The sequence below is a fragment of the Balneola sp. genome, assembly GCA_003712055.1.
In the GTDB taxonomy this organism is placed as follows: domain Bacteria; phylum Bacteroidota; class Rhodothermia; order Balneolales; family Balneolaceae; genus RHLJ01.
Map to the genome: position 1 here is coordinate 102,466 of RHLJ01000005.1, position 24,106 is coordinate 126,571.

17 protein-coding genes are annotated in these 24,106 nt (G+C 40.4%); 11 read left to right on the plus strand and 6 right to left on the minus strand.

Annotated features, from left to right (window positions below; all coding sequences use genetic code 11):
- Nucleotides 1-46: 46 nt before the first annotated feature.
- The 3 genes from ED557_12430 to ED557_12440 are packed head-to-tail and all read right to left on the minus strand — an operon-like array spanning nt 47 to nt 4,329.
- Nucleotides 47-1,261 carry an alanine dehydrogenase gene (locus tag ED557_12430; GenBank protein RNC79935.1) on the minus strand — a complete coding sequence of 405 codons (1,215 nt, stop codon included), beginning with the start codon at nt 1,259-1,261 and terminating at the stop codon, nt 47-49.
- Between the two features lie 3 nt (nt 1,262-1,264).
- Nucleotides 1,265-3,265 carry an NAD-dependent DNA ligase LigA gene (ligA, locus tag ED557_12435; protein ID RNC79936.1) on the minus strand — a complete coding sequence of 667 codons (2,001 nt, stop codon included), beginning with the start codon at nt 3,263-3,265 and terminating at the stop codon, nt 1,265-1,267.
- 11 nt (nt 3,266-3,276) lie between these two features.
- Complete coding sequence (locus tag ED557_12440) at nt 3,277-4,329, minus strand: hypothetical protein (protein ID RNC79937.1); 1,053 nt, start codon at nt 4,327-4,329, stop codon at nt 3,277-3,279.
- A gap of 209 nt (nt 4,330-4,538) precedes the next feature.
- Here ED557_12440 and ED557_12445 point away from each other — a divergent pair, with 209 nt between their 5' ends.
- The 8 genes from ED557_12445 (at nt 4,539) to surE (ending at nt 9,843) form a co-directional block, all read left to right on the plus strand.
- A complete protein-coding gene (locus ED557_12445) occupies nt 4,539-5,123 on the plus strand; it encodes a ComF family protein (GenBank protein RNC80131.1) in 585 nt (194 codons plus the stop codon).
- Nucleotides 5,124-5,153: 30 nt separating this feature from the next.
- Nucleotides 5,154-5,828, plus strand: coding sequence for a hypothetical protein (locus ED557_12450; protein ID RNC79938.1), 675 nt, complete (start codon nt 5,154-5,156; stop codon nt 5,826-5,828).
- Nucleotides 5,825-6,400: a hypothetical protein gene (locus tag ED557_12455; protein RNC79939.1), complete on the plus strand. Its 576-nt coding sequence runs from the start codon at nt 5,825-5,827 to the stop codon at nt 6,398-6,400. Before ED557_12450 ends, ED557_12455 begins: the two co-directional genes overlap by 4 nt.
- Nucleotides 6,397-7,020 (plus strand): histidine phosphatase family protein, encoded by a 624-nt coding sequence (locus ED557_12460; GenBank protein ID RNC79940.1) that lies wholly within the window; start codon nt 6,397-6,399, stop codon nt 7,018-7,020. The genes ED557_12455 and ED557_12460 overlap by 4 nt, the downstream gene beginning before the upstream one ends.
- Nucleotides 7,021-7,088: 68 nt before the next feature.
- On the plus strand, nt 7,089-7,778 hold the full coding sequence (gene ubiE, locus ED557_12465; protein ID RNC79941.1) for a bifunctional demethylmenaquinone methyltransferase/2-methoxy-6-polyprenyl-1,4-benzoquinol methylase UbiE: 690 nt from the start codon (nt 7,089-7,091) through the stop codon (nt 7,776-7,778).
- A 39-nt stretch (nt 7,779-7,817) separates the two neighbouring features.
- Nucleotides 7,818-8,252, plus strand: coding sequence for a 3-hydroxyacyl-[acyl-carrier-protein] dehydratase FabZ (gene fabZ / locus ED557_12470; GenBank protein RNC79942.1), 435 nt, complete (start codon nt 7,818-7,820; stop codon nt 8,250-8,252).
- Nucleotides 8,252-9,082, plus strand: a complete 831-nt coding sequence (gene panB, locus ED557_12475) for a 3-methyl-2-oxobutanoate hydroxymethyltransferase (GenBank protein RNC79943.1) — start codon at nt 8,252-8,254, stop codon at nt 9,080-9,082. The genes fabZ and panB overlap by 1 nt, the downstream gene beginning before the upstream one ends.
- The gene (gene surE / locus ED557_12480) at nt 9,079-9,843 is read left to right on the plus strand and encodes a 5'/3'-nucleotidase SurE (protein ID RNC79944.1); all 765 of its coding nucleotides are present in this window, start codon (nt 9,079-9,081) and stop codon (nt 9,841-9,843) included. The genes panB and surE overlap by 4 nt, the downstream gene beginning before the upstream one ends.
- 2 nt (nt 9,844-9,845) lie before the next feature.
- Here surE and ED557_12485 read toward each other — a convergent pair whose 3' ends face one another.
- The 3 genes from ED557_12485 to ED557_12495 form a co-directional block, all read right to left on the minus strand.
- Entirely contained in the window at nt 9,846-12,596 is a 2,751-nt protein-coding gene (locus ED557_12485) for a T9SS C-terminal target domain-containing protein (protein ID RNC79945.1), read from the minus strand.
- Nucleotides 12,597-12,787: 191 nt separating this feature from the next.
- Nucleotides 12,788-15,346 (minus strand): T9SS C-terminal target domain-containing protein, encoded by a 2,559-nt coding sequence (locus ED557_12490; GenBank protein ID RNC79946.1) that lies wholly within the window; start codon nt 15,344-15,346, stop codon nt 12,788-12,790.
- 208 nt (nt 15,347-15,554) lie between these two features.
- Entirely contained in the window at nt 15,555-19,175 is a 3,621-nt protein-coding gene (locus ED557_12495; protein RNC79947.1) for a multifunctional oxoglutarate decarboxylase/oxoglutarate dehydrogenase thiamine pyrophosphate-binding subunit/dihydrolipoyllysine-residue succinyltransferase subunit, read from the minus strand.
- A 238-nt stretch (nt 19,176-19,413) separates the two neighbouring features.
- On the opposite strand from ED557_12495, the gene ED557_12500 reads away from it, so the two are divergent.
- The 3 genes from ED557_12500 (at nt 19,414) to ED557_12510 (ending at nt 23,972) form a co-directional block, all read left to right on the plus strand.
- Nucleotides 19,414-21,222: a M3 family oligoendopeptidase gene (locus ED557_12500; GenBank protein ID RNC79948.1), complete on the plus strand. Its 1,809-nt coding sequence runs from the start codon at nt 19,414-19,416 to the stop codon at nt 21,220-21,222.
- A gap of 117 nt (nt 21,223-21,339) precedes the next feature.
- Complete coding sequence (locus ED557_12505) at nt 21,340-22,803, plus strand: GAF domain-containing protein (protein RNC79949.1); 1,464 nt, start codon at nt 21,340-21,342, stop codon at nt 22,801-22,803.
- On the plus strand, nt 22,803-23,972 hold the full coding sequence (locus ED557_12510; GenBank protein RNC79950.1) for a phosphopentomutase: 1,170 nt from the start codon (nt 22,803-22,805) through the stop codon (nt 23,970-23,972). Before ED557_12505 ends, ED557_12510 begins: the two co-directional genes overlap by 1 nt.
- Nucleotides 23,973-24,106: the final 134 nt, after the last annotated feature.

A 24,106-nucleotide genomic window follows, 5' to 3' on the forward strand; every position in this document is an offset into this window, starting at 1 on the left:
ATATCTGACCAGCTTACTTCAAAATCCATAAATTAATCATTCAAAATTATATTTGGGAGGCAATCAGCATCTCAATACCACGATAGGGGATATCAAACATTTCGCTGATGGATTTTTTGGTGATATGTTTTTTATAGGCATAGGTACCATTTCGTAAGGCTACATTTTCCCATAAACACTCTTTTACTCCCCCTGCATCACCTATAGCTAACACATAAGGCACCAGGACGTTATTCAGTGCATAAGTAGCAGTTCGGGCTACATTCGCAGGAATGTTAGGTACACAATAATGAGTCACATTATGCACACTAAAAATTGGGTTAGAATGTGTAGTGGGTTGGCTCGTAGCCACACAACCACCCTGGTCAATGACTGTATCTACGATTACACTTCCTGCTTTCATAGATGCTACCATTTCTTCAGTAACCAAACATGGAGAACGTTCTCCTTCGGCCATTGCAGCGCCTATAATTACATCAGCAAATTTGAGTGCATTACTCAGATATTGTTGGTTTGCAACAGCAGTAATGATTCTCCGGTCAAGCGCATTCTCTAAGCGGCGTAAAGCAGTAAGATCATTATCCATCACAAAAACTTGAGCACCATATCCTAAAGCAGTGCGCGCGGCATATTCTCCGGTAATTCCAGCTCCAAGTATGACAACTGTTGCAGGAGGAACTCCTGAAATCCCACCAAGCATAATACCTTGACCGCTACTCTGACTCTCCAAATAATGAGCAGCTATCTGCACTGCGATAGAACCTGTAATCTCATGCATCATACGAACAATCGGAAATTCCTTATCGGTTCCCTGGATAAACTCATAACCGATGCCTGTTACATTTTTCTCAGCCAATGCATCAAAATATTCTTTGGTTTGGCTTCCGAGGTGTAAAGCAGAAATTAGAGTGTGATTAGGTTCTAAATACTCAGATTCCTCAGGTGAGAGGGGAGCAATCTTTAGTAATAATTCAGATTTCTTATACACATCATCGGTACTAAGTGCTATTTCTGCTCCTGCCTCAGCATAATCTCTATCTGAGAAATTGGCTTCTTCGCCAGCACCCTTTTCGATTAATACTTCATGCCCGTTGGCTCGTAGTATAGAAACACCTCCGGGAGTGAGAGAGACTCTTTTTTCGTCAACCGAACGTTCTTTGGGGATACCGATTTTTAGTGATACTTCGCTTTTTGTGCGTATCAAATGTTTTTCAAGGGTTTTGATCCCTATTTGTTCGGTATCTAAAGGATTAATATCCATAATCTATGATTCAGCTATCATTGAAAGAAACTCACTCTCGTCCAAAATCTCAATTCCTAGATTCTGAGCTTTGGTAAGCTTGCTACCTGCAGATTCTCCTGCAAGTACAAAATCGGTTTTCTTACTTACTGAAGAAGAAGTTTTACCACCATTTTGTTCAATCATATTAGCGGCTTCCTTTCTAGATAGAGTAGGAAGAGTGCCTGTTAACACAATAGTTTTCCCTTCAAACACATTAGATGTTAATTCAACCTCTTCAATTTCGAACTGTAATCCATAGGCAATGAGCCTTTCTGTAAGAGCTTTATAGGTCTCATGATTAAAAAACTCTACAACCGACTCGGCTATTCTGGGACCGATGGAGTCTACTGCTAATAGTTCTTCTTCAGTGGCATTTCGAAGGTTTTCAATACTCTTGAATGCTTTCGCTAAATCCTTAGCTACCGTTTTACCTACAAATCGGATACCCAGAGCATATAAGACCCTTTCAAAAGGCTGGGTTTTGCTTTTATTAATCCCATTGATAAGGTTTTGAGCGCTCTTTTCAGCCATGCGTTCAAGCGGGACAATCTGCTCGATATCAAGTTCATATAAGTCCGCATAATTGGAAATCAATCCCTCTGTTACCAATTGATCCACTACTGATTCACCAAGTCCTTCTATATCAAGGGCGTCCCGTGAAGCAAAATGTTCGATTTTTATTCGCACTTGAGGAGGGCATAATGGGTTTACACATCTCCAGGCTACTTCGCCTTCGTATTTGATGAGCTCAGCATCGCAAGCCGGACAATTACCAGGAAAGTTGAATGATGGAGATCGATTCTCACGATCCGGATTTACTACACTAACGACCTGGGGTATAATTTCTCCTGCTTTCTCGACTACTACGGTATCACCAATACGGATATCCTTTCGATGAATTTCTTCTTCATTATGAAGCGAAGCGCGTTTTACTGTAGTTCCAGCTAACAAAACGGGTTCAAGTTCTGCTACAGGAGTTATCGTTCCTAGTCGCCCTACCTGAAGGGTAATATCATTGATGATAGTTGTAGCTTGTTCCGCTTCAAATTTGTAGGCAATCGCCCAGCGAGGGAATTTAGAAGTACTTCCAAGTTGAGCCCTCAGGTTGGTTTGGTTTACCTTGATTACCACCCCGTCAGTTTCATAGGGTAAGGTATGCCTAAGTTCATCAAATTCTTTGATCGTATTATGAACCTCTTCTATAGTTTCGCAAACTTTTGGGTATTCATTTGCAGGAAGTCCATATTCACTTAGTAGTTCGACTTTACGAGATTGAGTTATGGAGTCGTATTCATCTTCAAATAGAAGATCGAAAGCAAAAAAGCGAATTGGGCGTTGTGCAACAGCTCTTGGGTCTTGCATCTTCAAAGATCCTGCTGTTGAATTCCTTGGATTTGCAAAAACGGATAAACCTTCTTCCTGCCTTTTCTGGTTCATTCGAGCAAATGCTTCCCGTTCCATAAATGCCTCACCTCGAACCTCAACAACAGAGGGGTAACTACCCGTTAATTTTAGAGGGATATCCCTGACGGTCTTAACATTCCTGGTAATATCATCACCTTGTTGTCCATTCCCGCGTGTTGCACCAAGCACCAGCTCTCCGTTTTCATAACGTAGTCGGAGGGAGGCACCATCAAATTTCAGCTCTACAAGGTAATTATAGTCAGAGTGTTCCAGGATTCTCTGAACCCGGCCATTAAAATCATTTAGTTCCTGCTCATTATAAGTATTATCTAAACTGAGGAGAGGCGCAGGGTGAACTACAGTCTCAAATTCCGAGGAAGCTTCTCCACCTACCCGTTGTGTAGGAGAATCTTCGGTAACTAGATCATATTCTTTTTCAAGTATATCTAGTTCTTTGAGTTTTTCATCAAACTCTTTGTCACTCATAAAAGGTTGAGCATCCTGATAATAGGCGTCATTGGCTTTTCTGAGTAGCTCCTTAAGGACAAGTACTCTTTGTTCAGCTTGTTTCTTGTCCATTTAGTAGCGAGCTAGAAGTTGATTCGATATATAATGCTGTCAGGAGCTCCTTCAGCATAAGGGAATTGTGCCGGAGGAGAAGATTGATAAATCGGGTTTTCTAATGCTTCTTTAGTGATCAACAAAGAGTTGTATTCACTATCAAAATATAATTGGCGAGCGTTTTCAATTACATGGCCGTTGTATAGAATCAACATTCTGGAATATTGGCCTCGCACAAGCAAAGTATCATTAAAATCGAAGTAAAAGGCCTCACCCTGTTCCATCCAAAAGGGATTAGTTCTCCAATTTAAATCACTCGTTACACGCACAGGCTCTAGCTTGTCAAAAGCGGCATATACTGCAACGGTATTTACTTCACTAGGTGGAGTTGATATAAATTGTGGAGTTTCCGTTTGAAGAGTGGAGGTTGGAGGAAGAATGGGATCAATGGTGTTTTGAGTAGTAGAATTCCTTGTGGTATCAATAGCCTCTGCTTCTGCTTCTGGTTCAGGTGCTTCCGGGATTGGGGCTACCTCGCTGGTCTCGGGTTCATTACTTCCAAAAAAACCAATTATTTCATTCCTGAAGAAGATAGCAGTGGCAAGAAGAGCGAGTACGAAGAAAGCAACCAATATAATGACCCGAGTCTTAGAGCTGGCTTCCTCTGAGGAGAATTTTTTCCCCATATCAGCCCAATTTACATTTTCAACGGTTGGTTTTTTAGCTTCTTTAGCCTCTTCTTTTTGTATGACTGGAGCAACTTCTTCTTTGGGTTCTTCTTCCTTCTCTTCGACTGAGGGAGTAACCCTGACATCTTCCCTAGAGAGTAGTTCTCCATCATAGATGCCAGCTTCATAGGCATCTAATGCATCAACAACTTTTTGTTCATCTAACTTAAGTGCCCTTGCATAACTGCGGATGAAATTTCTTATATAGGTTTTGTTATGCTCCGTAGATGAAAAGATGGAATCATTTTCGATGCTCTTTAATGTGAGCAAAGGAATTTTGATGGAGCTCTGTATCTCTTCGAGACTGAGCCCTAATCCTTTACGGATGATTGAGAGGTCTTTCCCAAGGGACATGCGCAAAAAAGTTGATTGTTGCGTTTATTAATTTCCGCAAACTAAGTAATTAATGTGGACTGCAAAAGCAAGCGTTAGATTTTAATTTGAAAATGTTTGAGATCGCAAAATATCTGAGCAAAGGAGTAGGAGAATTACTTTTTCCTAGCACGTGTTTGGTGTGCGGAAACATACTTCCTAAAGAGGTAAACCATCTTTGCTCTCACTGTATCACAAGCAGTTTCGAAAAAGCTAATCTAGAGAATAAACAAGTTTCCAGCGATGCCATGCTCCCTGAAGGTGTTTATTTACAGCACGCGCTTTGGAACTTCGATAAAGGTGGTTACTTGCAGGAACTTCTGCATGCGCTTAAATATCAACGGTTAAAAGGTCTCGGCATTGAAATGGGTAAGGTACTAGGTAAGGATGTTTTAGAGAACTCTTTTTTGTCTTTGGACAATCAAACGATATTAGTTCCGGTTCCTCTTCATCCCAAAAAAAGGAGAATGAGGGGTTATAATCAGGCAAGATTTATTGCAAAAGGAGTAAGTGAAGTTACAGGCATAAGAATATGCGATCAGGAGGATGTACTTCGAATAAAGAATACCTCAAGCCAAACCGGATTTACATTAGCAAAGCGTAGAAAAAATATTGATCAGGCTTTTCTGGTTCGGAACAAAGAAATATTTCAGCAAGCCGAATGTATTTTGGTAGACGATGTATTTACCACCGGGGCTACTACGTTTGAGCTTGCAAAATCTCTGATCGAATCTGGTGCTAAAAAAACAATGATAATAACAGTAGCTCAGGCCTGATTCATTGTAAGATTAGGGGTATCTTAAGTTATGGCTTCACAACGTACAGATGGTTTTAAGTGGCAGATGATGGAGTTGCCTGATGGCATTACTACTTCTAACGGGAATTGGTATCACATCAATTCAGAACAAATTGAAGATTACGCACCTGGTTTATTGAAGAGGATACCTCTGGAGCGGCTAATAAAGGAAGCAGATGCATGGGTTAAAAGCTCAGATGGCTTATCGCTTTTTTTGTACTTCTTACTGGTATATGTAACTGTTAGTCCCCTCATCGCATGCCTTATTTCTTTAGCTTTTTTTATGCTTTGGTATTTTAATACCAGTGCGTTTCTAAATCTAGTTTCAAGTCCAATTGTCAAGCTTCTTACTACAGATGGTTTTGTATATGTGGCTTCTTCTATTTTATTAATGGGCTTTGCTTTTAATACATCCATTGCTTCATGGGGCATCAACGTTGAGTTCGACGCACTTTGGTATGGATTAGGGTTATTCTTCCTTTTTAAGGTAGGTTTGATGCGCTTGTTGATTCGGTTTATTCAAAGTAAAGCTGGTAAAGCTGCTATCGAAATGCCGGATAGGATTTTGAATATGTTGATAATCCGCTATGGGATGAGGCATGGAATATTGACTGGAAAAGTGAATGAAATGCAGGATAAATTGATTGAAATTGCCAACTATCATAAGACCAGGAAAAAGAAATGAATACCAGGCTAATTCTTGTAGTTGCTTTCTTGACGGTAGGTTGCGCTTCTTCTTCGCCTCTTATCGGATTTAAAGGAGATGTGAATGTTACAGCCGATAATGTCTCTCTTAAATCCAATAATCCGTTTTTTGGTAATCAGGCTATTGAAGTAATAAAGACAAATGAGATAGTAGATGATAGAGCAGATTACTTCCTGAACGTTATTTTGGATGCGTATTGGAATCAGCTGACAGGAATTGAACCAACAGAGAGCGAAACAGCAGGTCTAAGGTTTGATATTCGCACTATTACAGTAAAAAAGGGGACCACTATTAATTTTGTTGATCCGGGTCCTATATACATTATGACTATGAAAGTAGATGTATATGAGGATGGAGTTTTTTCATTCGATGATAGATATCGCGTAAAAGTAAATATGGCTGAGGTAGTAAGTCCGAACAAGTTTTTTAACTGGTTAAGCAATGCAGAAAAGGAAAACACAGAAAACCAGATAGCTACTTTTAACATGGGTTTAAGGTATTTGTACAGAAATATGCTTTTCGAACATTTTGATATATCGCTTCAGCTATGAAACAAGTCTATTTTATCCGTCATGGAGAGACCGACAACAATAAAAACCGATTGCTTCAGGGTAGGAAAATAAATGCCTCCATTAATGAAAAAGGGAGGGAGCAGGCGAAAGCTATAGCAGATGCTCTTGCTGATGTTCCTATTAAAAAGATTGTCACAAGTAGTCTTGTTCGGGCAATTGAAACAGCAGAACCCCTGATGATTTCTAAAAACCTGGATTCTGATCAATACGAAGAATTGGATGAAATGAGTTTTGGTGATTGGGATGGCAGGCCTTTTTCTGAAGTTATTAGCCCTATAAAAGCGGTTCAGGAAGCATGGATTGCCGGTGAAACCAATACTCAGATTCCAGGTGGAGAATCACCTGAGGAAGTATTTGAAAGAGCTGGGAAAAAAGTGATTCATATTTTGAATACCGCAGAAGAGCAGTATTTGGCATTTATTGTTCACGGTCGTTTAATCAGGATACTGCTTTCCAAATTTCTTGGCTTCGGCCTTCAGAATATGCATCTGATAAAACATAGTAACGGAGCTATCAATCACCTTACCTGGGATGGAGATAAATTCGAAGCAGTAAAGTTAAATAGTACGGAACACCTCCCTGAAGAAGAGATTGCATAAAGTGAGGATTCTGGCGAATTAAACTCTTATTTTTTGAGTTTGTTGGTGGAATAAATAAAAGGTTTTAAATGAGCGAAAAAGTACGGTCGATGTTTGCAGATATAGCAGATGATTATGACCGAGTAAATACAGTTCTCTCTTTTGGTGTACATCATCAATGGAGGAAAAAGACTATTCAAGCCAGTGGAGTAGAACTAGGTGATCATGTGTTGGATTGTGCTACCGGAACTGGCGATTTAGCTATCGAATTTAAAAGGGCAGTAGGAAGAGAAGGCTATGTACTAGGCACTGATTTTTGTGCTCCTATGATCCAATCAGCGCCTGGAAAGGCTAAGAAAAAAGGATTAGATGTAGACTTTGAAGTTGCTGATGCTATGGATCTACCATACAAAGACAACAGGTTTGATATAGCTAGTATTTCTTTTGGCATCCGAAATGTTGATGAGCCAGTTACAGCACTCAGGGAAATGGCACGAGTAGTAAAGTCTGGAGGTAGGGTTGTTGTACTGGAATTTGGTCAACCAGAGGGTTTATTGAAACATCCATATAATCTTTACAGTCAGCATATAATGCCTGCTGTAGGTGGACTTATAAGTGGAAATCGTGATGCTTATACTTACCTGCCACGAACCAGTGCTATGTTTCCTGCAGGAGAGAAGTTTTTAAAGCTTATGGATGAGGCCGATTCTTTTTCCGAAACAAGAAAGGTGAAATTAACAGGCGGAATTGCATACATCTATGTGGGTATAGTGCAATAATTGTATATTCACGCCGAAATTGTTTAAACAGCTATATACATGCAAATCGAAGACATAAAGAAAGTAATTCCGCACCGTTATCCGTTTTTACTTGTAGACAGAGTGCTAGAGATGGGAGATGACAAGATTAAAGCCATCAAAAATGTAACCGGTAATGAAGATTTTTTTAACGGGCATTTTCCGGGGCAGCCAATTATGCCGGGAGTATTACAGGTCGAGGCATTAGCACAAGCAGGAGCTATTATGCTAATGAAGACTAAAGTAGAGGATCCCGATAATAACATCATGGTTTTTACCGGAATTAAGAACTGCAAGTTTAGACGTCAGGTAATCCCTGGAGATCAGTTAGTGCTCGAGGTTGAGTTGGGCGCTATGAGAAGGAATTTCGTTACTATGACAGGAAAAGCACTGGTTGATGGAGAAGTGACCTGTGAGCTGGAAGCATCGGCTGCAGTAGTACCCAAGGAAGGGTAATGAGCACCCAGACCGGAACAAATCGCCCTGCAAAAATAACCACGCAAACAGTGGTTGACATGAAAAAGAATGGAGAAAAAATCTCTATGCTTACCGCCTACGACTATACTATGGCTAAAATAGTAGATCAAGCGGGAATTGATGTTATTCTGGTAGGGGATTCTGCAAGTAATGTGATGGCAGGTTTTGAAACTACGGTGCCCATCACGCTAGATAATATGATTTATCATACTTCTTGTGTGGTTAGAGGTGTTGAAAGAGCACTTGTTATTGCTGATTTGCCATTTATGAGCTATCAGATTACGGCTAAGGAAGCACTTATAAGTGCAGGGCGTATGATGAAAGAAGCGGGGGCTCACGCTGTAAAGATGGAAGGTGGTAAGGTCATCTTAAACACGGTTAAAAAAATAGTTGATGCTGGCATTCCAGTAATGGGGCATTTAGGTCTTACTCCACAAAGTATTTATAAATTTGGTACCTATAAGGTGCGTGCTCAGGAAGAGCAAGAAGCCAGTTTACTAATTGAAGAAGCTAAACTGCTTGAAGAAGCAGGTTGTTTTTCAATTGTACTCGAAAAAATACCTGCTCAACTTGCAAAAAAGGTTTCAGAGGAGCTTTCAATTCCTACTATTGGAATAGGAGCAGGAGTACATTGTGATGGTCAGGTTCTTGTAATTCATGATATGCTCGGGATGAATAAAGGATTTAATCCACGGTTTTTGAGAAGGTACGCGGATGTTCATAGTGTAATGACTGATGCGGTTCAAAACTATATGAAGGATGTAAAAGGTGAAGATTTTCCTAATAAAGAGGAGCAATACGGAGGATGAATAAAAACAAGAAACCACTCATTCTTGTTAGCAACGATGATGGGATTTACTCAAAGGGAATAAAAGCACTAGCCGAGGTAGCTTCAGAATTTGGCGATGTGATTATAGTTGCTCCTGATAGGCAACAGAGTGCTGTTGGTCACGCGATTACAATTGAATTGCCACTAAGAGCACAAGAGATTGAAGTGGCTAGCAAGTTTAAGGGACAGGCCATCAATGGAACTCCTGCTGATTGTGTAAAATTAGCACATGACCAGCTATTAGATATTAAGCCCGATTTAGTGTTGAGTGGGATTAATCACGGTAGTAATGCAGGAATCAATATCCTCTATTCCGGTACAGTAAGTGCCGCAACAGAAGGTACTGTTTTAGGTTACCCTTCAATCGCGGTTAGCTGTATAAATTATGACGGTGATGCAGACTTAAGCGGAAGCAAGGAAGCTGCACGAAGAGTCACTCGTTTTGTACTTGATAACGGACTACCTAAAGGAGTTACTTTAAATGTAAATGCGCCTTCAGGTGAATTTAAAGGAATTAAATGGGCCCGAATGGCTGATAGTAGATACGTTGAAGAGTATGAAGCTCGTCAAGACCCTTCAAATCGTCCATATTACTGGCTTACCGGTAGATTTGAACTACTTGATGATGGAAGTGACGCCGATATTCACGTGTTAAATGAAGGATATGCTTCTGTTACTCCCATTCAATATGACTTGACCGACTACTCTCTTCTTGATAAAGCAAAAGAGGATCTTTTATAGACCTACTTCGCAAGTAACATCTTTCGGGTAATACTGCCAAAAGAAGAAGTTACAGTATAGAAATAGACCCCAGTAGCTAACCCATCTCCGTTAAAGGAAACTGAATGTGTTCCTGACGAATAAAAATCTCTGGTCAGGGTTTGAACAAGACTTCCTCTAATATCGAATATAGTAATGGATATCTCACTTGCTTTTGGTATATTGAACCTTATTAAAGTACTGGGGTTGAAGGGATTCGGATAATTCTGAGGAACATCAAACTTTTTTGGATGATCTTCCTCAGTTCCGTTTCCCACAGATACTTTTTGGGTAATGATCAATTCATAGTTAGAAGTAGTGAGTTCATTTCCAATAATTTTTCCGGGAGAAAAGCCCTCTCTATTAGCTTTGGATACTATAGTAGGTTCGAAATTAAACGGTATGGATTGATATTTTTCCAGATCAATTAGTGTTCCATTTTTATGATCAACTAACTCAAAAGTAAATGAATGGGTCAGTTCTTCATCTATATCCCATTCTAGTTCCAAGAGTTCGTCTACATTTTTTGATTCAATAAAGAAGTCTACATGATAAGCAGACTGCATGTCGAAAGGGATGGATTCGGCAGACTTTATTATATCTCCCGATTGACAACCTAAAATAGCATAGGTTTCGGTAGCAGGGCTGAGTTTTGAAGCGTCGAGCAAGTCCCATCCAAAAACAGCATCTGAGGAGAAAGTGATCTTGCAACCCTTGTCGAATGATGAACTTGAACGGAGGTTAAACTTAGCATCAAATGTTTGATGGGGATCTTTGGAAAACGAATGTATGGTAGCTGATGAATTCACCTTGCCACTAGTTGGAAAGGTAATTGAGGTTGCAGGAGTTGTAGTTCCTGATTCTACCCAGAATCCTTGCCATGGACTTATAATGGTTGAACTTGCTGTTTCTGGTGAATAAAGTCCGCCTTCAAGGAAGTGAATATTTGTTTGAAGAGGATTATCCGGTGTAATGGAGTTTGCATCATAATTGCTTTGAAAAGGATTACCCACTAAGGTAAAATAGGATCCTGATTCAGCGGTACTTGTATTCAAGTTTACCGATACATCTGATGAGGGTTCATCTCCTGAAACGTCAAACTTAATAGGTAAAGAAGAGCTACCTAGCGTATCGTTGTCAAAGAAATATAGTACTAAGCCTTCTCCATTTGTAAGGGTTGTACTCGTTGAGGCTGGGGTTTCAAAAGAACCTGAGCTATTATAGGTAAAGACATTAGCCTCCGCACTGTCATCAACACCCTGAATTGCTGTATCATCTGAAATTTCAGAAAGGGTGGCGTTATCCATAGGGATCGAGAGTAATCGCCACCCTATAGATCCTGAAATTATCGTTTCGGGCATAACCGTAGCTTCAATACCTCTATTATAGCCGGGAGTAGCTACAAGCCTTGCATTAGCATTGCTTGAACTAATATCAAAGACTACCCAATAGCCAGAAGAAACAGTATCCCCATCATTGGAGATTGAAGTTTGCCCAAATGAACCGTCATTCGGTAAAGCTGATTCGATTCTGTAAGCTACCTGGTTTGTCGCAAAGCTTGAACTATTTCCAATATTATCTCTAGCAAATGAGTCAATGGTATCAGGAGTGGAGGTAGCATTTTTCACCAATACATATTTATCGTTCCCATTATGGTTTATTGATGAAGTATTGATATCAACGAAGCCTTCTCCAAATACTGTTTGAACTCCATTCGTACTATTATCATCGCCAACTACCAAAAAGCTTTTAGGAGACATTTCTCCGGTAAGGGAGATTGTAGAAGATGGGCTTGTATTTGCATTAGTATATCTAAGTAAGGCCCAATCACTGGTAGATAGATTTATAGTTGAATCGGAATTATTGAATAGCTCCAGATACTTTACGGTTCCTCCATTAGCTTCATACACTTCCGAAATGTATATATCATTTGAGGAAGAAGAACTTTCGGCATTGAAGTAGGCTCTTCTAACCAATGTGGTATCGTGAATAAAAGGATTTCGATTTCCCTGTATTTCTTCTATATGTAAACTGCGTGCTACCTCGGCTGCATTTACAGGGTCATCCTGATGCCACTGATACAGAGTCTGCTTCATCCCTTCGAAAAAGGCTTCATTATCGAAATCATCATTTATGATATCCGAGTTTGTTTGATATATCGTCCAGAAATAAAACATCGCTCGTGCTACGTTTCCTTTATGGTCCTCTCTTGGTTCGAAGGTGTCATTATAGTATTCACTATACTCATCAATATTGGAAGAGGGGATGGAGGATACGCTGGCTCCATTTTCCCAGAACCACCAGGATGTTGTTAGATTATCATCAATCTCAGCAAAAGGGTGATTGCTCCTTGACTGATTAGGTGAACTCCATGTTGGGTAAAGATGATGGATATCTCCTCGCATAGGTTCATTATTATCATAAAAACTTTGAGGCCAGCTATGCTCAGTATTAAAACTAAGAGATCCGTTACTTGGGGTTCGTGTACCATCGGCTTCGGCCCTTAAGCCTGAATACACACATGTAAGACTATCTGTAGCATCTACATCTATGGATGTATACATAGAATCTCTCGCTTCATCATAGTCTTTAGGAGAGGATGCGGTATAATTTGTCCGAAGAAAAACGGTTAACAATGAATCGTTCAGAGTAGGTGCAATAGAGTCAGTTTGAGCCCAAGCAACTTCACCTCCAAGAAATAACATTAGGAGTACAACTACCCTTCTGATAAACATAATTCTATTTAAATAACACCCTTTAATTCACCGCAAAATTACAGCTAATTAGTGGTTTATCAATTTTATTTTTAAGAATTGGTATTAAAAAAAAGGATGATCTTCATTAGGAAGACCACCCTGATATTTGCCGGGTAGCAAGTGTCAATACCGCACAGATGAATCTATCATCAGCACTATCACATTTACTATTATTTAGCTAGTAACATTTGTTTTGTCTGAGTACCAAATGCTGATTTAATAGTATAGAAGTAACTTCCACTCGCCAATCCTTCGCTTTTGAAAGTAAGTGAGTGTGAACCTGCAGAGTATCTCTGCTGAGTTAAAGTTTGGACAAGACTGCCCTTAGAATCATAAACGTTAACAGTCACTTCACTTGCTGCAGGCAGATCAAAACTTATTTGAGTACTTGGATTAAATGGATTAGGATAGTTTTGATGAACGGCAAAACTTCCTGGAACTTCTTCATTTTCTGTTTTGGTGGTTGTTCCTCCCAGGTCTTTCCAGTGTTGAAGAAGATCTACTAATGCCTGAGGTTTGTTATTTGGAGCCAGGTTACCAGCATGACTTGTATTATTTATTCCATGACAACCTTCACAAGTTCTTATTTCGCCAGGAGCAAAGGTAACCCATTGTCGTTCTCGGACAATACCCTCGCCCTCGGGGGAAACGGTTTGCCAGGTAATGGCTCTGGTAGCAGGCACGAATGCTGCGATGGAACCGTCTTCCCGAATTGGGATTAAAGCATCACCAGCTTCTTCATCAACCATATTATAATCTTCCATATTGGGATGATGATCAGTATCGCGAAGGGGATGGGCTAACACTCTTCTTCCAATATGATGCTTTAATCCATAGGATCTAATTAGTTCCGCTCCAAAAATCTGCAGGTGAGAGATGTTATATACTTTGCCATCTTTAGGAATGGTTGATGTTCCTCCAGGAACCTGTAGGTTAAAAGGTTGCTGGCTTTCACCTGCATCCCTTTCAGTGGCATTTCGGACTACAATCATAGCCAGATTCTTTTCAATCATCCATTCGCGAAGTTCCTCAGCATCAACACCTTCTTCTTCAATTATTTCTTTTTCGATATCTGCTATTTCGTACTTCGGTCGAGCTGCGGGCCGAGCTCTTGATACAATTTCCACTATATCTACTTCATGCAATTTAACAGTATCTCTTAAAGGCTCAACGAAATCGCCATACCATACGATTTCCTTAGTAAACCCTTCACCTGTAATTGGTTTTGCCGCATAGTGTTCGGTCCCTGATTCACTTTCTTCATAAGGAATCATCTTTTTAATCTGAAAGTGATATTTGTTTTCAAGGTTATATAATCCGGTTTGATCAGTATGGGAAACAAGCATAGTACCATCAGTACTCATAACCGGGTTCCTGAAATGACCCTTATCGTTTTCTTCACCACTATCTATGAGCGGGCTTGTCCAATCGATGATCTCCATATCCTGTGGATTCTTACCAATAGGTAGTGCAAATTCGAATATTCTACCTGAAGCAAAACGGCTAAACTCACGTGCCCAGGTTCCATAAAAAATTCCTTCCATTCCCGAACAAGGATCTTCTTTGATTTGAAAAATACCAGCATCAGAACCTACCGTAAGGCGATATTTATTAGCAGATAAATCACCAAGGTTATAAATAAGGTTTGGGTCGTCTAGTTTTGAAGGGTGCTGAAAAACGCCACCAAACTCATGACGCCCAACGTGGTTCATGGTCTGGTGCCTTTCTCCGTTTTCTGTAATTTCCCATACAAGAAATTCATTGAAATCGTGAAGAGGCTCATTGGGGTCATGAGTAGGGTCATTTTCTGCTCTTGCTTCAGGATAAACTTCGTAAGGTACTCCTTCTTCATCTGCATAGGGTTTACCATATATCATTGCCGGGTCGTCGATAACATCAGCTCCTTCGCTTTCAGTTTCGTATTGCACTGGCTCATAATTCACTAAACCCGCTCGATGTGCATCCGCTTGCTGATCACGTTTTAAGTGCTCCCATCTAGTAGATATTACCCGTCCATCACTTGCCAGAAAGAGGTCGAAATCTCCGCTAGGAGAATGGGTAAGGTGAACAACATCGCCGGAGGAAGGATTTAGCTTCCAAATACCTGAATTGATAGGTGTGGATTCATATTCATCGAGTTGGGGATAGGTATGATCCATTCCAAATAGGGGAGCGTCAGAGGTGTAAATGATCTGATCATCCGTTCCGTAAATAGGGGAGATATTATTGTAATCAGGTTGGAACGGAACTTTTACTATATCTGCAGTATCGCCTTCCAGAACAGCATCAAGATTTGTGATTTCATAAATCTGCCAACGATTATTTCTATGGGATTGATCATAAGGTTTAGTAGGGCCACCAATGAGCATTGAGAAAAGTGCTCGTGTACCATCCCAGTGAATGGCAGGCTGGCGAACAGCTATACCTTCTTCTGTTTGGATTTCACCTGAAGGCAGACCGAACCCAGCTTCCTCGGTAAGTAATCTTACGTTACCATAGATATCCATTAAGGCGAGATCTCCGCCACGGGGTGAAGCTTGCATAGTGGCTAAGTGATTACCGAAAGTCTCTAGCTGATGTGCATATGACCCGTTTGATAATACTGGTGGGCCAACCAAAGCAAATAGGAGTGGATTCTCTAAGATTTGTTCTTCCTGAGCTAATACAAGATTAGCATGACTTAAGATGACACAGACCCCAACTAAGGCTAATAGCTTTTTTGCTGACATAATTCTAATTCTCTACATGATTTAATTAGTATTTAATTACTAAAAAGTAATTTACATGCAGATTTGTTACGGAGAGGTTTACCGTTTGTCTATGACTTTTGGGGCATGTTTACTCATTGTACACCTGAAATAAACCTAAAAGAGAACGCTGAATACCAAACATTGAACTTCGAAGTTCCTCATTCAAGGTTCGAAGTTCGTGTTCAGTTTATTTCAGTGCTTCCTCAATGAGTTGCAACTGTTCAGCATCATGAACTTTTTTCTGGCCTGCGGCTGGAGAAGCTGATGCCTGGCGCCCAGCATATCTCAGTTTTTGACCAGAAGCAAGAAGCTCATTGAACCTGGAAGCAACAAAGAACCAGGCACCCATATTCTTGGGTTCCTCTTGGCACCATACTACTTCTTTTACATTCTTAAGTGACTTCAGATAATCCTTTACATCTTTGTCGGGGAAGGGGTAGAACTGCTCGAGTCGAGCAATGGCGATATCTTCTATGCCTTGTTCTTGACGGTATTTGTATAAGTCGTAATACACTTTTCCAGAGCATATAACCAGTCGTTTTGCTGAGGTAGAAACTTCACTATCCTGGATAAAAGGCATGAACTTTCCATCTGTCAATTCATCCGTGGTAGATGTGGCAAGCGGATGACGGAGCAAGCTCTTTGGTGTCATTAGTACAACAGGCTTTTTTTGCTCCTGCAATGCTTGTTTACGTAACATGTGGAAGTATTGAGCCGGTGTAGTCAAATTCATAACATGCATATTATCCTCCGCACAAAGTTGAAGGAATCTTTCAAGCCGTGCCGAAGAATGCTCCGGCCCCTGTCCTTCGTACCCATGAGGGAGGTTAAGCACTAAAGAAGTTGTTTGCCCCCATTTTGCTTCACTCGAAGAGAGGAATTGATCAATAATAATCTGAGCTCCATTTGCAAAGTCACCGAATTGTGCTTCCCAAATAACTAGAGCATCTTTTTGTTGTGCGCTATACCCGAATTCGAACCCTAGGGCTGCGTACTCACTTAATAAGCTATTGTGAATATGAAAGATACCTTGCTCTTCCTGAAGATGGTTAAGCGGGGTAAAGGTTTGGTTGGTTTCAGTACCATGCAACACTGCATGTCGGTGAGCAAAGGTGCCTCTTTCAACATCTTGCCCAGTAATTCGAACATTCTTACCCGATTTGAGCAAGGAACCAAAAGCCAGAGCTTCGGCAAATCCCCAATCAATTTTTTTCTCTTCATTTTGAACGATATCAGCTCGTTTTGCCAACTGACGAAGTAACTTCGGATTGGCATCAAAGTCTTTGGGAACGGTATTCAGCTTAATAGCAATATCGTTCAAATCCTCTTTCGAGTAGGTTGTATCTGGGAATTTAGGACGCTTAGTCTGCGGAGTTTCTGACCTATCAAATAATGCAGTAGTAACCTCAACATTTGGGGATTTTTTTGCGTCCTCAAAAGCTGCTTGTAATAGGTCGTCAAACTCCTTAAAGATTTCCTCAGTTTCAGCCTCGGATAACTCTTCGTTTTTAACAAGATGTGTAGTATAAAGATCTCTTACGGTATTATGATCGTTGATTTCCTTATACATACCAGGCTGAGTGAACGCGGGCTCATCACCTTCATTATGTCCATGCTTGCGATAGCCAATTAGATCTATGATCACATCTTTCCCAAATTTCTGACGGTATTCTAAAGCCATTTTGATTGCATGAACAGCAGCTTCAGGTCGATCCCCATTTATATGGAAAATAGGTGCCAGGATTAACTTCGCCAGATCAGAAGCATACTCTGTTGACCGTCCGTCTTTCGGTAAAGTGGTAAAACCAATTTGATTATTGATAATAATATGAATGGTACCACCAGTTTTATACCCTTCTAGCTGAGACATATTCAACGTTTCAGCAACAACACCCTGTCCTGCGAATGCAGCGTCACCATGCATTAGTACAGGTAGAATTTTTTTCCCTGCTTCTTCTGACTCATGATGATCCTGCATGGCTCTGGCCGCACCTTCTACAATCGGGTTCACTGCTTCAAGGTGACTTGGATTTGGCATCAATTCTATTTCTACTTCCTTACCACTTTGAGACTTGTGCTTCCCTTTTGCACCAAGGTGGTACTTCACATCTCCGGAACCCTGAATTGAATCGGGATCAACATTGCCTTCAAATTCTGCAAATACCCTGTGATAAGGTTTGTTCATAATATTAACGAGGATATTTAGTCGCCCACGATGAGCCATTCCCATAAATATCTTCTCTATATCAGCATCACCAGCTTCTTCAAGTAAGAAGTGAATCATTGGGATGAGCGTGTCATTCCCTTCTAAGGAGAAGCGTTTATGCCCAATATATTTTTTGTGAAGAAACTCTTCGAAAGCCATTGCCTGATTTAACTTATGAAGGATCTGTTTTTTATCCTCAATAGTTAGATCCGGTTCATTGCCAGTAGACTCCATTCGCTCTCGAAGCCATCTTCTCTCATTAAGATCAAGCAGGTGCATGTATTCAGCACCAATATGTTCGCAATAAGTATCTCGCAGTAATTTGATAATTACTCTTAGTGGAGCTTTTTCCATACCACCAAGGCCACCACAGTAAAACTCGCGATCTAAATCCCAAAGAGAGAGTCCATAATATTCTAAATCGAGCTCGGGTGTATGTCCTGGTACTTTTTCAAGCGGGTCTAAATTGGCTAGTACATGTCCACGTAGCCTGTACATCGTAATCAATCGCCAAACACCAATAGCACGTTTATCTTGTGCTAAGGTATTCCCAGCTCCTGCAAAAAGTGCAGAATAATTATCCTCGCCATATGGAATAGGATCATAAGGAATCTCTAAGTCTGCAAAGATTGATTCGTAGAAATCAGACTTACCACTTAGTAATTGGTGTATTTTTTGTAGAAATGAACCTGATTCAGCTCCCTGGATAATGCGATGATCATACGTACAGGTCATAGTCATAACCTTACTAATACCAAGCTGATTTAATACTTCCCGAGACATATTCTGGTATTCTGCTGGATAATCGATGGCACCAGTAGCAATAATAGAACCCTGTCCTTGCATCAACCTTGGCACCGAAGAAACAGTACCGATTGTTCCAGGGTTAGTAATGCTGATAGTAGTTCCCTGAAAATCATTAATCTGAAGTTTCCCCTCTCGGGCTCTGCTAACCAAGTCAGCGAAAGCATAGAGGAACTCTTTGAAGTTCATCTTATCAACACCCTTAATATTTGGAACAACCAGGTTTCTGGAGCCATCTTTGTTTGGAAGATCAACAGCTACTCCAAGGTTAACCTGCTCTGGTACTACTCGATAGTGTTCTTTACCATTGAAATGATAGGTATGGTTCAGTGTTGGGAACTCTTTTAATGCTTTTATAATCGCCCAGCAAATGAAGTGCGTAAATGAAGCCTTAGGTTCATTTCTCTTAACTAGATGACGATTAATGATAGTCCTATCTTCTACCATCATTTTTACCGGAAGTACACGAAGCGATGTCGCTGTTGGTACTTCCAGGCTTTGATCCATATTCTCTACAATCTTAGTAGCTACCCCTTTTATTCTTTCTAATTCTGCGCCCTTAGGAGGGGCTGCCATTTTCTTTTCTTCTTTTGCGGGGGCTTCCTGAGCTACAGCAGTACCGTTTGAAGCAGGTTTAGCAACCTCAGCAGGTGCTTCTTTTTCCGGGGTTATTCCATTTAACTCATCAAAGTAAGTTTTCCAGTGAGCAGGAACGGAGTCGGGTTGAGCTTTATACTGTTCGTAAAGTTCCTCTACTAATGCTGAGTTGGGGCCAAAGATGGCTTCAAGTGATTTCAAAAGATGTTGACTTCGTTGAAATTATTTTGTCTCTGAATGGATAATGAATTCAATCAAGAAAAGGTTCATTTTCAATTGAAAAAGCCCTTTTTAAATTAACTTTAAAGGTAAGGAGAAGAGGATTAAAAAACGAAATATTAGATCGCAATGGGAATCAAAAATTAGCTTTACAATTCTTTATTTATATCGCTTTGAACATCGGTTATATTCCCAAAAAATTAACACCCAAACATCAAGGATGAGCGAATTGGCAACGAAGGAATCAAACGGAGCAGAAAACATACATTGGGATCTTTCAGATTTATATAAATCCGGTAACGATCCTCAGTTAATGAAGGATAAAGAAAGCTTGCTGAATGAAGCGGATGCTTTTGCTTCGAAGTATAAAGGGAGGATATCAGCTTTAAGTGTTGAAGAGTTTAAATCTATGCTTCAGGAATATGAATCATTGCAAGATAAAGGCGGAAAGATTGGTTCGTTCGCTTACCTCCAGTGGAGTACAGATACCACAAATTCCGAATACGGGAAACTGGTTCAGGAATCGAATGAACTAGGATCTGAGTTGAGTCAGAAACTGGTTTTTCTTCAGGTAGAATGGTTGCAAATCAATACAGAACAAGCTCAAAAGCTTATCGATACTCCTGAATTAGCCTTCTATAAACACTACCTGGAATCTTCCAGAAGATATAAGGAACACGTTCTTAAAGAAGAACAAGAGCAAATACTTTCGGCTAAATCAGTTACAGGAAGGAGTGCCTGGGTTCGGTTTTTTGACGAGACTCTGGGAAGAGCCAAGTTCGAACTAGATGGTGAGGAATATTCTGAACAGGAAGTACTTAGCAAACTGCACGACAGTGACAGGGAATTGAGGATTCGAGCTCATGCTTCATTAACTAAAAAGTTCAACGAGCTTGCTCATCCTTTAACTTTTGTATTTAATACGCTGTTATCTGATAAATCAACTACTGATAAGTTGAGAAGTTATCCAAGTTGGATCACTTCCAGGAACCTTTCAAATGAAACGGATGATGAAACAGTAGAATCCCTTGTTAAAGCAGTTACTTCGAAGTATGAACTGGTACAAAGGTACTATCGTTTGAAGACCAGGCTATTGGGTCTTGAGGAAATGAGAGACTATGATCGTTATGCTCCAATGATCAAGAATGAAGCAACGATTAGCTGGGAGGAAGCACAAGACATGGTGCTGGATTCTTATTCTGGCTTCCATCCCCAAATGGGAGAAATAGCAGGGTATTTCTTTGATAAGAATTGGATTGACGCTGCTATAAAACCTGGAAAACGTGGTGGTGCGTATTCGGCTGGTACTGTTCCTTCTGTTCACCCCTATGTATTCATGAATTTTGATGGCAAAATCAGGGATGTGCAAACTCTTGCTCATGAATTAGGACATGGAGTACATCAATACCTGTCTCGCCAACAGGGACCATTACAAGCAAGTACCCCTTTAACTACTGCCGAGACAGCTTCGGTCTTTGGTGAAATGTTGGTTTTTCAGAAACTTTTAAAAGGCCTTGATAATCCAAAGGAAAAACTGGCTCTGCTAATTGGTAAGATTGATGACACAATTGCTACTGTATTCCGGCAAATCTCTATGAACAGATTTGAAAACGCAATGCATACAGCTCGAAGGGAAGAAGGAGAGCTAACCACTGCAAGATTTTCAGAACTATGGATGGAACAGCAGAAAGCGTTATACGGTGATGCTGTATCTCTAACTGAGGAGTATGGGATCTGGTGGTGTTACATCCCTCATTTCTTACATACACCAGGATATGTGTATGCTTATGCATTTGGTGAACTACTTGTGTTGGCTTTATATGAGGAATACATGCATCGCCCGGAAGGCTTTGCAGACCGGTATTTGGATCTGTTGGGAGCAGGAGGATCAGAATGGCCACATGATTTAGTAAGTAAGATGGGGCTCGATATCAGAGATTCTGCATTCTGGGATAAAGGATTGCAGGCCTTTGAGACGATGATTGAAGAAGCTGAAGCACTTAGTGAAGAGGTGTTAAAAGAAACTTAATAAGAGATCAGGATTCGTAAAAATGCAACCAAGATATAAGGATGGGCAATTTCGAATAAAAAGTTAGATATTGTTTCGAATTTTTTGGGCGCTAATAAGGAGTTATTCATTTAGGACATGAGTCTAGACCGACAAGAAAAAGCACTACGCGAGTTTAAACAGATCATGGCTGATCTGGTGCATTTGCTTCGTACTTCGACCAGGGTTGAGCTCGCATATATGTGTTGGGTTAACCAAACACGGCAACAATTTGTGTGGGAAAGCAATAGCACTAACCTTCCAAATGTAATGTTCCAGGATCGCCTGGCTTTCGAGCAGCATTTTCTGGATGAGTATAAAGAGATCAAAGAAATAACAAAGCTGGTTATCGGGGAGGATATCCCAAAAGGTAAACTGGCACACTATTTCGATTTTGTTGCTGCCAAAACCATGGTACTTATACCTTTCATAAATAAGGGCGAGACTGTAGCTATCACCGTTTTAGAAACAGAGAAAGATGTTAACCTGGAAGCCATCAATGACCAGGTTTTCGCATATAACAACGCTCTTGTAAACGTGTTAGACACCTATCTGGAGATAGTTGATTTACATGAGCAGCAAAAAGAATGGGAAGAATATGAAGAGTCGCTTGCTGCATTAGACTATCGATTACACCGGGTAGACTTGCTCAATAAGATGCTTGACGAAATGCAACTTTACCTTCCCAATGGTGGGGCATGCCTTGTATGTCCTGGTATGGATTCCTGGAGTTTGGTATTGGCGTCAAAATTCGCGAAAAATTCTCCTTTACTGGGTCTGGAAATGGAGAATAAAAGTGTGGCTTATGAGACTGTTGAGAAGGGCGCTCCAAGTTTTAATATGCATTTCAACAATAACCCCAAGCTTATTTCCAGTAAGGAGAAGAGAACCGAAGGGGCCAGTCTTGCCATTCCCATTATGATTCATGATCGCAGGCAGGCAGTTGTAATAACTTACGATTCTGATCCATTGACTTATAAAGAGTCGACCAAGCACAAGCTTATTAACTTGGCCCGGATTGCTTCTCTCTCTATTCAATCAGTAGTTAAAAAATCTGGGATGGCGGAAGAGTTGTTTACTCAGAATTTTGGAGCCTTCATGACGGATTTATGGGAAGCAAGTATTGGAAATGAGCTACAAAAGATTCGTTCTGGGAAAGGTAAACATACGTGGTTCGGGTTAGTATCTCCTCACGAACTTTCCTCTATCAGAACTAAGTATAGGTTAGAAGACCTTCTGAAGATCCAAAAAGACTTTGTCTCTTTTCTAAATCCATCTCAGCATGACGTGCCTGGTTTTATTGGTTATAATTCAGATTATGTATATGCGTTTGTTATCCAAAGTGATTCTGAAGATGCAGTTAATACTTGGATGGATTCGGTAAAGACAAAACTGGCCCATGGCTTAAAGTTATCAAATGGAGAGAACCTTGATGTGTCTTTCAAAGCAGGTTTTACAAAGTTGATACCTGAGGATGCCAATTCTTATCAAGTACTCACTAAAGCGAAAAAAGCGCTCAGTGAAGTAGTTCGAAACGAGGAGCTGGAGCTCTTCGAAGCCTAATGGGCAATTGTTACCTCATAATTATTGATGGGCTTGGAGTAGGTGCCCAGGAAGATGCTTATCAATATAATGATGAGGGTATGAACACACTGGGAAATGTTTCTGAGCAAACAAGGGTGCAGCTTCCCAATCTTTCGAAAATGGGTATTGGGAATATCATACCATTAGCTTCAATTCCAGAGGAAGAAAACCCTGGTGCAGCTTATGGGAAAATGAGAGAGGTATCAGGGGGAAAAGACTCTACAACCGGACACTGGGAAATTGCAGGAGTTCAGCTAGAAAAACCTTTTCCAACTTACCCGAAAGGCTTTCCTGATGACATAATAAAAGCTTTTTGTGAAGGAATAGGAGTTGAGAAAGCTCTATGCAATTTGCCGTATTCTGGAACCGATGTTATCCGGGATTATGGGCAAGAACATCTAGAAACAGGTTTCCCTATTGTATATACTTCAGCAGATAGTGTATTCCAGGTTGCCACTCATGAAGCCATTACTCCTGTATCTAAATTATATCATTGGTGTGAGTTTGTCAGGGAAAGTGTTTGTGTAGGAGAACATGAAGTAGGACGGGTAATTGCCCGACCTTTTACAGGATCTCCCGGCGCTTTTGAACGATTATTTGATCAACGGCATGATTTTTCTGCTATCCCACCTGAGAATAATATTGTTCAAAGCTTGTTTGATGCCGGTATAGAAACCTATTCCATCGGCAAGGTGATTGATCTATTTGCTGAGAAAGGTTTCTCTAAATTCGAGCGTACAAAGAATAATGCGGAAGGAATAGAAGTACTTCTAAGAGTGATGGATGAAATAAAGGACACTTTTGTTTTCATAAATCTCATCGATACTGATCAACTATTTGGACATCGACTTGATCCCGAAGGCTACGCGGGAAGCCTGGTAGAATTTGATAGCGCCCTACCTCAGATTTTAGCAAAAGTAGAAGAAGACGATCTTTTGATAATAACAGGTGACCATGGAAATGATCCTTGCTCTACCAGTACCGATCATTCCAGGGAATTTGTACCTGTTTTAGTGTATCCAAAGGATCGGGCAGAGAAAGAAAATCTGGGAATAAGAGAGACTTTTGCAGATTTAGCTGTGTCTATAGCATCTTTTTTTGATATCAAGAAGGATTTCCCCGGACATACATTCTTCAAAAAGAATTAATATTGATGAAAGGAATTTTAAAATATTGAGTTCCCAATTTCGTATATTTTCAAGTTAATGGATTCAAAAAGAGTGCAGACGCGCGAAGCTTCGAATACAGGTTGCAACCATTCAGCTTAACTATATCATACCTG